The sequence below is a fragment of the Burkholderia singularis genome (genome assembly GCF_900176645.1).
GTDB lineage: Bacteria > Pseudomonadota > Gammaproteobacteria > Burkholderiales > Burkholderiaceae > Burkholderia > Burkholderia singularis.
The window spans coordinates 1-13,357 of the sequence record NZ_FXAN01000069.1; the positions used below are offsets into that span (position 1 = coordinate 1).

At 69.2% G+C, this 13,357-nt stretch carries 11 protein-coding genes; 2 read left to right on the forward strand and 9 right to left on the reverse strand.

The features are described 5' to 3' along the window. The first annotated feature begins 454 nt into the window (after positions 1-454). Both BSIN_RS15265 and BSIN_RS25845 read left to right on the forward strand, forming a co-directional pair. Positions 455-2,416: an ArnT family glycosyltransferase gene (locus BSIN_RS15265; protein ID WP_089341130.1), complete on the forward strand. Its 1,962-nt coding sequence runs from the start codon at positions 455-457 to the stop codon at positions 2,414-2,416. Positions 2,417-2,491: 75 nt separating this feature from the next. Beyond that, positions 2,492-2,653 carry a hypothetical protein gene (locus BSIN_RS25845; RefSeq protein ID WP_159935987.1) on the forward strand — a complete coding sequence of 54 codons (162 nt, stop codon included), beginning with the start codon at positions 2,492-2,494 and terminating at the stop codon, positions 2,651-2,653. Between the two features lie 240 nt (positions 2,654-2,893). Here BSIN_RS25845 and BSIN_RS15275 read toward each other — a convergent pair whose 3' ends face one another. The 9 genes from BSIN_RS15275 to BSIN_RS15320 form a co-directional block, all read right to left on the reverse strand. After that, positions 2,894-3,646, reverse strand: a complete 753-nt coding sequence (locus tag BSIN_RS15275; RefSeq protein WP_089341132.1) for a DUF924 family protein — start codon at positions 3,644-3,646, stop codon at positions 2,894-2,896. Between the two features lie 130 nt (positions 3,647-3,776). Beyond that, the gene (locus BSIN_RS15280) at positions 3,777-4,508 is read right to left on the reverse strand and encodes an alanyl-tRNA editing protein (RefSeq protein WP_089341133.1); all 732 of its coding nucleotides are present in this window, start codon (positions 4,506-4,508) and stop codon (positions 3,777-3,779) included. Positions 4,509-4,620: 112 nt separating this feature from the next. Then, complete coding sequence (locus BSIN_RS15285) at positions 4,621-5,031, reverse strand: group II truncated hemoglobin (protein WP_059513128.1); 411 nt, start codon at positions 5,029-5,031, stop codon at positions 4,621-4,623. Positions 5,032-5,109: 78 nt separating this feature from the next. Further along, positions 5,110-7,755: an ABC transporter permease gene (locus BSIN_RS15290; protein WP_089341134.1), complete on the reverse strand. Its 2,646-nt coding sequence runs from the start codon at positions 7,753-7,755 to the stop codon at positions 5,110-5,112. After that, positions 7,752-8,369, reverse strand: coding sequence for a DUF4126 domain-containing protein (locus BSIN_RS15295; protein ID WP_059513280.1), 618 nt, complete (start codon positions 8,367-8,369; stop codon positions 7,752-7,754). The genes BSIN_RS15290 and BSIN_RS15295 overlap by 4 nt, the downstream gene beginning before the upstream one ends. Positions 8,370-8,568: 199 nt before the next feature. Beyond that, positions 8,569-8,889, reverse strand: coding sequence for a quaternary ammonium compound efflux SMR transporter SugE (sugE, locus tag BSIN_RS15300; RefSeq protein WP_089341135.1), 321 nt, complete (start codon positions 8,887-8,889; stop codon positions 8,569-8,571). A 172-nt stretch (positions 8,890-9,061) separates the two neighbouring features. Continuing rightward, complete coding sequence (locus BSIN_RS15305) at positions 9,062-9,358, reverse strand: putative hemolysin (protein ID WP_059513122.1); 297 nt, start codon at positions 9,356-9,358, stop codon at positions 9,062-9,064. A gap of 277 nt (positions 9,359-9,635) precedes the next feature. Then, positions 9,636-10,349, reverse strand: coding sequence for a two-component system response regulator KdpE (kdpE, locus tag BSIN_RS15315; protein WP_089341137.1), 714 nt, complete (start codon positions 10,347-10,349; stop codon positions 9,636-9,638). Next, positions 10,342-13,239, reverse strand: a complete 2,898-nt coding sequence (locus tag BSIN_RS15320; protein WP_089341138.1) for a DUF4118 domain-containing protein — start codon at positions 13,237-13,239, stop codon at positions 10,342-10,344. The genes kdpE and BSIN_RS15320 overlap by 8 nt, the downstream gene beginning before the upstream one ends. Positions 13,240-13,357: the final 118 nt, after the last annotated feature.

The window sequence follows — 13,357 nt, forward strand, 5'->3', positions numbered from 1 at the left end:
GCTTGGCCGCTTGGCCGCTTGGCCGCTTGGCCGCTTGGCCGCTTGGCCGCTTGGCCGCTTGGCCGCTTGGCCGCTTGGCCGCTTGGCCGCTTGGCCGCTTGGCCGCTTGGCCGCTTGGCCGCTTGGCCGGCAGCATAGCCATACAGCGGCATCCGGCACACGAAATCGGCCGCGCATCGCGTGCCATGCCGCCATACCTGCTCGCCCACGTTGCCGCCAAGCGCCCTCGATGGTTGGTGTGCTCGAATACAAAACTCTACATTCCCTCTCATTTCGCTGCATTCCCTCACAATTTTCGTAAACATTCGTAACAACCCCGTGGTCTACTAACGTCCGGCGCGGGCTGGACTGCCGCATCCGCCTTTTCGGCGTCAGCGCCGCTGCGCGGCCTCACGACCGGCTTGATCCAGCTTGATCCATCCAGCCGGCCGCGCATCCATCAAGAGATCACCAGATGCAGGGAAGCACACCCGGCGACGGGCACTCGCGTGTGCCCGCCGCGGCTCAACACATTCACCGATCCCAAACGGGCCCGCATGCCACGACGGCCGCCGCGCTGACGGCCGTCGCACCGGCCGCGGCCGGCCAGCATGGCCGCGCCGCCGATGCGCGCATCCCCCGCGCGCAAGCCGGACGCACGGCGTTCGCCGGGTTGCGTGTATGGCTCGTCGCGGCGGCCGTGCTATGCGCGTATCTGCTGCCGGGCATCCTGGGCCACGATCCGTGGAAGCAGGACGAAACCTATACGTTCGGCATCATCCAGCACATGCTCGAAAGCGGCGACCTCGTCGTACCGACCAATGCCGGTCAGCCGTTCCTCGAAAAACCGCCGCTCTTCGATTGGGTCGCGACAAGCCTCGCGTGGATCTTCGAACGCTATCTGCCGCTGCACGACGCAGCGCGGCTCGCGAGCGCGCTGTTCGCCGCGCTCGCATTCGGCTTCGCCGCGCGCGCCGCGCGTGTCGCGACGGGCGAGTCGCGCTGGCTCTCGCTGCCGGTCATCGGCACCGTCGCGCTTGCCGCGGGCTCGCTCGTTGTCGTCAAACACTCGCACGATTTGATGACCGACGTCGCGTTGATGGCGGGCGCCGCGATCGGCTTTTGCGGGCTGCTCGAACTCGTGCACCGGCACGCGGGCGGCGTGGACGATGCAGAAGACGACCCGCGCCTGTCGAGCCAGCCAGGCCGCTCGAATGGCTTCGCGGCACTGCTGTTCGGCGCGGGTGTCGGCATCTCGCTGATGTCGAAGGGATTGTTCGTGCCGCTCGTGTTCGGCGCGACGACGCTCGCCATGCTCGCGCTGTACCCCGGTTGCCGCAGCCGTTCGTTCGCCCGCTCGCTCGGCATTGCCGCGCTCGCGTGCGCGCCGTTCGCGCTGATCTGGCCGGTCGCGCTGTGGCTGCGCTCCGAGTCGCTGTTCATGACTTGGTTTTGGGACAATAACGTCGGGCGCTTCTTCGGTTTTTCGGTGCCGACGCTCGGCGCCGAAAACGACAAACCGCTGTTCATCTGGCGGGCGCTGCTGACAGTCGGCTTTCCGGCCGGCCCGCTCGCGCTCGCCGCGCTCGCGCTCGGCCTGTGGCGCGAATGGCGCGCCCCGCGCGTCGCGCTGCCGCTCGTGTTCGCCGGCATCGGTCTCGTCGTGCTGCATCTGTCGGCCACCGCCCGGCAACTGTATATCCTGCCTTTCATCGCGCCGCTCGCGCTTGTTGCCGCGCAGGCGGTCGGGCGCATGCCGCAGCGGCTTGCCACCGCGTGGGACTATGCGAGCCGGCTGCTGTTCGGCAGCGTGGCCGCGGCGGCGTGGATCGTTTGGTCGCTGATGTCCAGCCGCGACGCCTCGCATGCGGCCATCGCCTGGCTCGGACGCTGGCTGCCGCTCGACTGGACGATGCCGTTCGAGCCCGCGCTCGTGCTGCCGGCGCTCGCGCTCACGATCGGCTGGCTCGCGCTGCTGCCGACGCTGCGGCTCGCGGGCAAGTGGCGCGGCGCGCTGTCGTGGACGATGGGTGTGATCGTCGGATGGGGACTCGTGTTTACGTTGCTGCTGCCGTGGCTCGACGTCGCGAAGAGCTACCGTTCCGTGTTCGACGATCTGAGCCAGCGGCTCGCGCTCGAATGGAACGACGGCGACTGCATGGCGAGCGTCGGCCTGGGCGAATCGGAAGCGCCGATGCTCTATTACTTCTCGGGCATTCTGCATCAGCCGACCGATCAACCCGACGCGAGCGCGTGCACGTGGCTCATCGTGCAAGGCACTCGCGATCAACCACCCAAGCTCGACGATACCTGGGAGCCGTTCTGGTCGGGCGCACGGCCGGGCGATACGCAGGAGATGTTGCGCGTGTACGTGCGCACGCCACTGTTCGCGAAAACGGCGGCCGCGCCATCCGCGGCAGGCGACGGCCGGCCGTGAACTGAACAGCGGCAGCGCTTCGAGCGCTTCGCAGCGGGCCACGAAGCGCGTGGGCGCGTGCCTGCGGCGACGGGCGTGTCCGCACTGATTCGGCGCACGGCGCGGCGCGGCACGCCACGCGTGCCGCGCGGGCGTCGATCGAAAGCGGGAACGCTCGATGCCCAGCTTCAGTTCGTCACGCGCGCGTCATCGCGCGAGCGCCCTGCCCGCCGGCTGCCGGCGATCGCGATGGCCTGACCGTGTCGCGACAGGCTCGACATCGCCTCGGTGTACGCACGCCCTGCTCTGTCGAAAGCACTATTCAGTTTCCTCGGAGCCCGCTGCCGTTCACCGCTCGCCGGCCTGCCGAAATCCCTGTCGATCGCGGCACGCACCGCCCATCGAGCGAATACATTGCGTCAAAGTCTCACGGCACAACCGGCGGTTGCCGGAAACGGCCCGCACCATCGCGCCCAGCGCCATCGACGGTTAAACCGCTCAGAATGACGAGCCTGGCGTCTTGAGAAACGAGATTTCGCCGTCGGTCGACGTGCGCCCGAGAATCGCGTTCCGATGCGGAAACCGCCCGAAGCGCTCGACCACGGCCGCGTGGCGCAGCGCATGGTCGTAATAGTCGCTGCATCCGGCCTCGTGCTTGATCTGCGCACACAGGCGCACCGCTTCGCGCTGGCTGTCGAGCGATTCGTCGTGTTCGAACGGCAGATAGGCAAATGCGCGATGATGGCCGGTCGGCAATGCGCGGTCGCCACCGGATGCGACGAGCGCCTTCGCATGCGCAAGCGCGTGCCGGTCGGATACATATGCAAGCGGCGTGCCGCGATGGATGTTGCGCGAGAACTGATCGAGCACCAAGATCACCGCGAGCGCGCCGAGCGGACGTTGCGCCCAGGCGTCGAGCGCGCCCGCCGTCGCCGCGCCGACCAGCGCGCCGTAGCGCTCGCGTATTTGCGCATCGAACGCCTCGCCGCCATTGAACCACTGCTTGCGCGCATGGCCGAATGCCGGATCGGCGGGAGCGCCGAACCAAAAATCGAGCACATCGCGTGCGCGGGGATCGAGCGCCGCGTAATCGTCCGGAGCGCCCGCAGCGTTCCGAGTGTCCGGCGCGTCCGGCACGGCTTCGCCGGCGCGGCCGGGTACGCTGGGCTGCGTTGGCGCGCCGCGCGCCGCGCATGCTTCGCCCGGCGCGTTTGCGCCGAGTGCTTCGAGATCGTCGGGTGATGGGGACATGGTGGTGTTCCGGGCTTGGGCGCGTCGAGATGCTTGGCGCTTCAGACACTAAAGACCGATCAAACGCGTCGAACGTTCCATGCGCGCCGCACACCCCGCGTATCGCACGCACCCGGCACGACGCGCCGCGTCATCCCAACTCCAGCACGAGACGACGCGTGCGCGCGCTCTTCTTCTCGAGCTTCGCGACGCGCAACACGCCGATTTCCGCGGTATTGCGCACATGCGTGCCGCCGCACGGTTGCAGATCGACGCCTTCGATCCGCAGCAGCCGCACGCGCCCCAGCCCCATCGGCGGCTTCACGCTCATCGTGCGCACGAGTTCGGGGCGCGCGGCCAGTTCGTCGTCGGTGATCCATTCGGTGGACACCGCATGCGCGCCGGCAACCAGTTCGGCCAAGCGCGCGTCGACCCACTCGCGCTCGATCGGCTCGGTCGTCGCGAAATCGATCCGCGCGTAATCGGCGCTCACGCTGCAACCGTCGACCGAATAAGGCAGCACCGCGCACAACAGATGGCTTGCGGTATGCAGCCTCATGCGCCGATGCCGCGGCGCCCAATCGATCGCGGCAGTGATCCTGTCGCCCGGCTTGAGCGTCGCGGCGAGCGCGTGCTGCCCCGGTGCGGGCACATGCACGGCATCGTCGGGCGTCGCGCCGTCGAACTTGGCCTTGCGCGTGTCGGCGATCGCGAGCGTCGCGCCGCCCGGCAATGTCAGCGTGCCGCTGTCGCCCGCCTGGCCGCCGCCGAGCGGATAGAACACGGTCCGGTCGAGATGAATGCCGGCTTCATCGACGGCCGTCACGGTGGCGTCGCAATGGGTCAAATAGGCGTCTTCGCGAAACAAAGCATGGGTGGGCATCGAAAAACTCGGCTGGCGTATCGAGGGTAATCAGAGCGGACAGTATGCAGCGCCGCGCATGCCGTTCGACAGAGGCGGTTGCGTCTCGCGCGTGCGGCGGCGTACCGGCGTTTCAACCAGGACGGTTGCGCATCCAGTCGGCCGTATCGTAGAACGAATGCATCAGCCGCTCGCGCAACGGTTCGTCGATGCCGACGTCCTCCATCGCCCATGCGATGCAGCGCAGCCACTGGTCGCGCTCCGACGATCCGATCGGAAACGGCAGATGCCGCGCGCGCAGCCGCGGATGGCCGAAGCGCTCGATGTAATGATCGGGCCCGCCCAGCCAGCCGCACAGAAACCAGAACAGCTTGTCGCGCGAGCCGTCGAGCGCCGGCGGGTGCAGCGCGCGAATCCCGGCGAACTCGGGCTCGAGATCCATCAAGTCGTAGAAGCGGTCGACAAGCTCGCGCACGCGCGCCTCGCCGCCCACCCGTTCGAACGCCGTCGGCTGCGACGGCGCGTCATCGGTCACATCGGTCATGCAAACATCAATCCAGTCAAATGAAGAAGGAAAACCGGCCACCCGCGGCCGACCGAACGGCCAGGCGCGGCGCGCGGCTCAGCCGTCGCGCAACGATTGCAGCGCAGGCCGTAGCAGCACGCTGCGCAGGCCGAGCCAGCCGGCCGCGCCCGCGCAGACCACGCCCGCCGCGATGCCGGCCGGCGCGAGCCACGGATTGAGCGCAAGCTGAAAATCGAACACGCGCGAGGCCAGCACCGAGCCGACGCCCAGTGCGCCGCATGCCGCCATCGCGCCCGCCAGCGCGCCGACGACGATGAACTCCGCGCGCTGCATCGCGGCAATCTGTGCGCGGGATGCGCCAAGCGCACGCATCAGCGCCGCCTCGCGCACGCGTTCATCTCGCGAAGCGGCCAATGCCGTATACAGCACGAGCACGCCCGCCGCCAGCGTGAATGCGAACAGGAACTGCACCGCGCCGACCACCTGCAGCAGCACGCGTTCGAGCTGCGCGAGAATCGGCGCGACGTCGATCGCGGTCAGGTTCGGATAGCGGGCGATCAGCCCGTCGAGCACGCGCTGCCGGGCAGCCGGCAGATGAAAGCTCGTGATGTAGGTCGCCGGAAAATCCGCAAGCGCGGCAGGCGGCATCAGCACGAAGAAATTCACGCGGAACGTGCCCCAGTCGAGCTTGCGCACGCTCGTCACCGGCGCGTCGATCGTCAGGCCCGTCACGTCGAAGCGCAGCGTGTCGCCGGGCTTCACGCCGATCAGCTTCGCGAGCCCCGCTTCGATCGAGATCTGCGGCGCGCTCGACGCGCCGTACCAGTCGCCCGCGACAATCCGGTTGTCATCGGGCAAGCGCGCCGTGTACGACAAGTTGAACTCGCGCTCGACGAGGCGGCGCGCGTCGTCGCTCTTGTAGTCGTCCGGATTCACCGGCTTGCCGTTCACCGCGATCAGCCGGGCGCGCACCATCGGCGCCAGCGCCGGGTCCGCGATGCCGTTGGCCGCCAGATAGCGGATCACGCCGTCGCGCTGGTCGGGCTGAATGTCGATCAGAAATTGGTTCGGCGCATCGGGCGGCGTCGATTGCCGCCAACCGGCGACGAGATCGTTGCGCGTGATCGCGATCAGCAGCAGGCACATCAGGCCGAGCGCGAGCGCGGTGAGCTGAAGCGCACTGGCCATGCCGCGCCGGTCGAGCGACGCGAGCGCATAGCGCCAGCCCAGCCCCGCCGCGACGCGGCCGTCGCGCACGAGCCGCGCGGCCGCGAACAGCACGAGCCGCGCGACGAGCGCAAACAGCACGAGGCTGCCCGCGAAGCCGCCCGCGACGATCGCGCCCAGCTTCAGCTCGCCCGCCGCGGCGACGATCAGCGCCGCGAACAGCGCGATGCCGAACGCATAGCCGAGCCACGCGACGCGCCCTGCGTCGCCCCAATCACGGCGCAGCACACGCACCGGCGGCACGCGCGTCAGCGGCGCGAGCGGCGGCAGCGCGAAGCCCAGCAGCAGCACGAGGCCGGTCGCGACGCCGATCGCCGCCGGCCATGCGGAAGGCGGCGGCAACACCACGTCGATCAGGCTGCCGAGCGTGGCGAGCAGCACCAGATGGCCGCCATAGCCGAGCGCCGCGCCCGCGGCGCCGCCCACGGCGCCGACGAGCACGAATTCGATCGCGAACAGCGCGGACAGCGTGCGATGGCTCGCGCCGAGACAGCGCATCGCCGCGCAGCCGTCGAGATGGCGCCGCATGTAACGCTGCGCGGCCATTGCGATCGCCACGGCCGCGAGCAGCGCGCTCAACAGCGCGACGAGCGTGAGGAAGTGGCGCGCACGGTCGAGTGTCTGGCGCACTTGTGGCTGCCCCTGCTCGAGCGATTCGAGCGCGACGCCGCGCAGCTTGCCGCCGTCGACACGCGCATGCGCGTAGCGCGCAAAGCGCGCGACCGCGGAGGCTTCGCCGGCGACGAGCAGCCGGTACGTCACGCGGCTGCCATAGCCGGTGAGCCCGGTCGATTCAAGCTCGTCGGCGCGCATCATCACGCGAGGCGAGAAATTGACGAACGAAAAGCCGCGATCGAGTTCGCGCGTGATGACGGCGGCGATCGAGAAGGTGCGGGTGCCGACGCGCAGTGTATCGCCGGTTTGCAGATGCAACGCGTCGAGAAGCGCCGGATCGGCCCAAACGGTGCCGGGGGCCGGAATCGTACCGGCTGGCCGGCCGGGCTCGTTCGCACTGTGCGCGATCTGCACCGCGCCACGCAACGGATAGCCGGCGGACACGGCCTTGAGCGCCGCGAGCCGCGACGCGGCCGCGCTCGGCGTACCGGCCGGCGTGCCCGAAACGCCCGCCGAGCTGGCGGCGGCCGAACCGCCCGCTGCCGCCGCCGGGCCTTGCCCCGCCACACCGACCATGCTTGGAAAAATCGCCGTCGTCGCGGTTTTCAGCCCGAGCGCCCGCGCCTCGTTGGCGAACGACGGATCGACCGGATGATCCGCCCTGACGACGAAATCCGCGCCGAGCATCTGGCGGGCGTCGCGCTCGAGGCCCTGGCGCAGCCGGTCGGCAAGAAAACCGACGCTCGTGAGCGCGGCCACGGCCAGCACGAGCGCGAGCGCGACGAGCGTCAGCTCGCCCGAGCGCCAGTCGCGCAGTGTCATCCGCCCGGCCAACCGCAGGAGATCGCCGGCGCCGAAGCGGCGGCCCGGCGGCGGCATGCCGTTACCCGCCGCCGTCAATCGCGCTTGCTCCCGATCGAGTTCAGCCGCGACACCATCTGGTTCGCCATCCCGCGAAAACCGCCCGACACGCCGCGCCAAAGGCGCGGCAGCGCCCAGGCGGCGCACACGAGAAAGCCGATCACCAGCACGATGAACGCGAGCGGCATGAAGAACGCAAGCGCGAGACCGCCAACCGTGAGACCGTCCTCGGTGGTCGAAGCGATCCAGTTCGAGATCGGCTCGGGCGACAAGTTGATCAGCGCGCGGGTGCCTGCCTTCGCGATGTGCGCGGAGCCGGCGAGCGTGCCGCCCGCGAGGCCGGCGACCGCGAGCAGCGTCGGATCGGCATGGCCGAGCGCGCCGGCGGCAAGCACCGCGCCCGCGGGAATCCGGATAAACGTGTGAACCGCGTCCCACAGCGAATCGAACGCGGGAATCTTGTCCGCGAGGAATTCGGCGAGCGCAAGCACGGCGGCCACGCCGATCACCCACGACGACGTCAGCACGGCAAGCGTATCGGGCAGATGGATCAGGCCGATGCGCGCGCAAACGCCCGCGATCAGCACGGTCAGATAGAGGCGCAGGCCGCTCGCCCACGCGAGCCCCGCGCCGAGCGAAATGGCTTCAATCATAGCCGCCTCCTTGCGCGATACGCGCGGTTCGCGGGCGATCGACCGATCCGCCCGGTGCCGGGCGGATCGGTCGATCGCCGCGGCGGTCCCGTCCGTTCGCTCGCGGCAACGGGACATCGTCCGATGAATACCGCTCCATTATAGACGCGCGATAGACCGCCGCCGCGGCACGTCAACCGGACAAACCGCGCCGAGGCGCTCAGCCGGCCGACGTCAGCTTCAGGCCGATCAGCCCGGCGAGAATCAGCGCGGCGCTGGCGATGCGCGCGAGCGTCACCGCCTCGCCGAGCATCACGATCCCGAACACGAATGCGCCGAGCGCGCCGATGCCCGTCCACACCGCATAAGCGGTGCCGAGCGGCAGCTCGCGCATCGCGACCGCGAGCAGCCCGAAGCTGCCGAGTGCGGTGACGATCGTGAAAACGGAAGGGCCGACGCGCGTGAAGCCTTCGGACGATTTGAGACCCGCCGCCCACGCGACTTCGAGCAGGCCGGCAAGACAAAGCCACAACCAGGGCATGATGAGACGCTCCGCAAACCGATGGGGTCGTCCCCGTTGAATGTCGGCGGCCGGGGGCTGCGCACGCAGACAAAAAGCCAGGTTTGCGCGGGCCGCCCGGGGCTGCCTGCCCGGGGTCGTCCCCGGGCGCGGTCGATTATAACGAAACGCCTACGATACGGCCGGCCGCCCCTTACTTCGACGCGGGCTTCGCGCTGCGCGCCGCGATCGGCCAGCCGCGCGCGTCGAGCGGCACGCACCGGCCGTCGCGGTATAGCACCCATTCGTCGCATTCGCGGCCGTCCTTGAATACGCAAACGCCGTACTGGCCGTGCGCGCCGTCGTGAATCGCCACCTTGCCGCCGAGCTTCTCGCAATGAACCGATGCCGGATTCGCATGTGCGGCGTCAGGCGCAGCCGGCTGCGGCTGCGCGAACGCCGGCGCGATGCCCGCGACCCACGCGAGGCTGCGCAATGAACGAGCGAACATGGCGGACCTCCTATCGAGATTGCCGAGTGTTCAGCATAGGCAAAAATCGGCGCAATGGCGCCCGGCGCGGTTGGCAGGCAGCGGGCGCGCACATCAGTTGCCGTGCCGCGATCACGATCCCGGCCGTGGCGGCGCCGCACGGATCGCGGCGGCCGCGCCGGTTGATGCGGTTGCGCACGTCCGCTCGCCTGGACGGCGCCCGCGGACCGTCGCCGACGCGCGCTCCCGGCAGCGCGCGCCGCGCTTGCCGCGAAGACCGCTCCGGCGCGGCGCGCGCTCACCCCGCCGCATCAGCCCCGACACCGACGAGCCGATACCCGACCCCCGTCTCGGTGATGATGTGCTGCGGCTGCGCCGGATCGGTCTCGAGCTTCTGCCGAAGATGTGCCATGTAGATCCGCAAATAGTGATGACTCTCGACATGCGACGGCCCCCACACGTCGCGCAACAATTGCCGGTGCGTCAGCACGCGTCCCGCGTGGCGCACGAGCGTCGCAAGCAGCCGGTATTCGAGCGGCGTCAGATGAACGACCTCGCCCGCGCGCCACACGCGGCGCAGCCCGAGATCGACGCTCACGTCGCCGAAGCTCACCTGCGGCGTCTCGGCCGCGCCGCCTTGGTTGCGCCGCCGCAAATGCGCGCGAATCCGCGCGAGCAGTTCGGATACGCCGAACGGCTTGGTCAGGTAATCGTCGGCGCCGGCGTCCAGCGCGGCCACCTTCTCCTCCTCGTGCGTGCGTGCCGATAACACGATCACCGGCATTTCGGACCAGCCGCGCAGCTCGCGGATCACGTCCAGGCCGTCGCCGTCGGGCAGCCCGAGATCGACGATCGCGAGATCGGGCTTGCGTGTCGCCGCTTCGATCAGCCCCTGGCGGCCGGTCTCGGCGTCGAACACCGCGATTCCCTCGTCCTCGAGCGCGGTGCGCACGAAACGGCGGATTTGCTTTTCGTCTTCGATCAGAACGACGGTGATGGTCGGTTCACTCATGGGTAGGCGGATGATCCGGGGAAACAGGCGCGGGCTCGGCGGCGCGGGGGGCGGCCGCCGCGGCGTTGGCGTTGGCGTTGGCGCCGGCAATGTCGAGCGTATCGTCGTCCGCCGCGCCCGGCGCGGGCGGCGGCGCGTCGACGGGCAACGTAAACCAAAAGCGCGCGCCTTCGACCGCGCGCTCGGGCGAAAGCCGGTTGAGCGCACCGATTTTACCGCCGTGCGCTTGAACGATCGCGCGGCAAATCGCCAAACCAAGTCCGATGCCGGGCTTGGCCGATTCCTTCTCGCCGCGCGTGAATTTCTCGAAGATCCGCGCCTCCATGCCTGCCGGCAAGCCGGGCCCGCGATCGTCGACGCACACGCGCACGAACGGCGCGTCCTCATCGACGATGCGCTCGGCGCTGATTTCGATCGGCGTATCGGGCGGCGCGTACTTCGCGGCGTTCTCGAACAGGTTCGCGAACAGCCGCTCCATCAGCACCGCGTCCATCTGCAGCAGCGGCAGATCGGCCGGCAGCCGCACCTGCGCCGGATGGCGCGCCAGCACCCGCTTGCACGCGGCAAGCGCCGCGCCGACCGTCTCCTCAAGCAGCGACCACTGGCGCTTCAGTTGCAGGCTGCCCGCCTGCAACCGCGCCATGTCGAGCAGATTCGTGACGATGCCGGTCATGCGCAGCGCCTCGTCGTGAATCGACTCGGCCAGCTCGTCCTCGCGCCCGCTCACGTGGCCGGCGCCGCGCGCGGCCGCCGCGCGCGCGTTCACGAGCATCGACGACAGCCCGACGATCGCCGTGAGCGGCGTGCGCAGATCATGCGAGATCGCCGACAGCAGCGAGTTGCGCAACCGCTCGGATTCCATGTTGACGAGCGCGTCGCGCGCGATGTCGACATAGTGGACGCGCTCGAGCGCGAGCGCGATCTGCGCGGCGAATGCATCGAGCATGCGCTGCTGCTCCGGCACTTCAAGCTCGCGCGGATCTTTCGTGACGACGGCGAGCACGCCGCGCGTGCGCATCGGCGCCTTCAGCGGCAGATAGCGCGCGGCCGCGGCGGGCAGCGTGTCGGTGCCGTGGCCCGCGGGCTTTTGCTGGTCGTACACCCACTGGCCGACGTCGACATCGAGCGCGTCGCCCGCGAGCGTCACCGCTTCGTCGGGGTTTTCGAGCTTCTGGCGGACCTTGTCCGCGCTGTCGGGCAGCAGCACCGCGACGCGCGCGCGAAACACCTCGGACACGTGGCGGCTGCCGATCTCGACGATCTGCTCGGTGGTGAGCGCCGCGCCCAGCTCACGCGCCATCGCATACATCGCGCCCGTGCGCCGCTCGCGGCGCTGCGCGATCTGCGTGCCGCGTGTGAGGCTCGACGTCAGATGGCTGATCACGAGCGACGTCAGCAGCATCCCGAAGAAGGTCAGCAGATATTGCGTATCGGATACCGAGAACGACATCCGCGGCGGCACGAAAAAGAAATCGAACGCGGCAACCGACAGGAACGACAGCAGCACGCCCGGCCCACGCCCGAGGCGCACCGCCGAAAACACCACGCCGAGCAAATACAGCATCACGAGATTGGTCAGATCGAGACTGCCGTGCAGCAGATTCGCGACGCCGGTGATCGCCGCGCAGATCATTGCCGCGTAGGTGTAGTTGCGCGGCGGCGAACGGCCGTCGATGACGGTGGACAGCGCGTCGCGCCACGCGCGCGCGGCGGGATCGAGCCCCGGGCGCGCGGCTTCGCCCGACGCGCCGCCGCCCGCGTGCGCACGGATCAGCATCAGATCGATGTCGCCCGCGCGCTCGGCCAGCTCCTCGCCGAACGGGCGCGCGAGACGCCGCATCAGCCCCGTCTTCGACGAGCCGCCCGCGACGATCTTCGATGCATTGCGCACCTGCGCATAGCCGATCAGCGCGGCAACGGCGTCGGTGCCCGTGAGCGTCGCCGTCTGCGCGCCCAGTTCGGCCGCGAGCTTCAGCGCGTTCAACGTGCGCTGGCGCAACGCGTCCGGCAGCCGCGCGAGGCGCGGCGTTTCGACGTATACCGCGAGCCAGTCCGCCTTCAGGCTCGCGGCAAGCCGCGCGGCCGCGCGCACGAGCGTCGGCGCCTCGGGGCCGGGACCGACGCAGACGAGCAGCCGCTCGCGCGCCTGCCAGATTCGCTGGATCGAACGGTCGGCGCGGTATTCGCGCATCTGCGCGTCGACGCGATCGGCCGTGCGGCGCAGCGCCAGCTCACGCAGCGCGATCAGATTGCCCTTGCGGAAGAAATTGCGCACCGCGCGCTCGGCCTGCTGCGCGATATAGACCTTGCCATCGCGCAGCCGGCTCAACAGTTCGTCGGCGGGAAGATCGACGAGCGTGACTTCGTCGGCGGCGTCGAACACGCGATCGGGCACGGTCTCCCACACGCGGATGCCGGTAATCGCGCCGACCACGTCGTTCAAGCTTTCCAGATGCTGGACGTTGACGGTCGTATAGACGTCGATGCCGGCGTCGAGCAGTTCGTACACGTCCTGCCAGCGCTTCAGGTGCCGCGCGCCCGGCACGTTCGAATGCGCAAGCTCGTCGACCAGCACGAGCTGCGGCTTGCGCGCGAGCGCCGCATCGAGATCGAACTCGCCGATCGAGCGGCCGCGATAGACGATCTGCGCGAGCGGCAGCACGTCCAGGCCTTCGACGAGCGCGGCCGTCTCGCGGCGCCCGTGCGTCTCGACGATGCCGACCAGCACGTCGACGCCGTCTTGCCGGCGCGCACGCGCGGCTTGCAGCATCGCATAGGTCTTGCCGACGCCCGCCGACGCGCCGAAGAAGATCTTCAGCTTGCCGCGCTGCTGCTTTTCCTCTTCTCGCTGGATCTTGTCGAGAAGTTCATCGGGATCGGGGCGGTTCATGCGAGGCGGGCGTTTCCGTGGCGCGGCGGACATTGAATCATTGTCGTTCCAAAACACAAAAAAGGGAAAGGACGGCGCGAATGCGCCGTCCTGACGTCATCGGGCATGACGGAGGCGG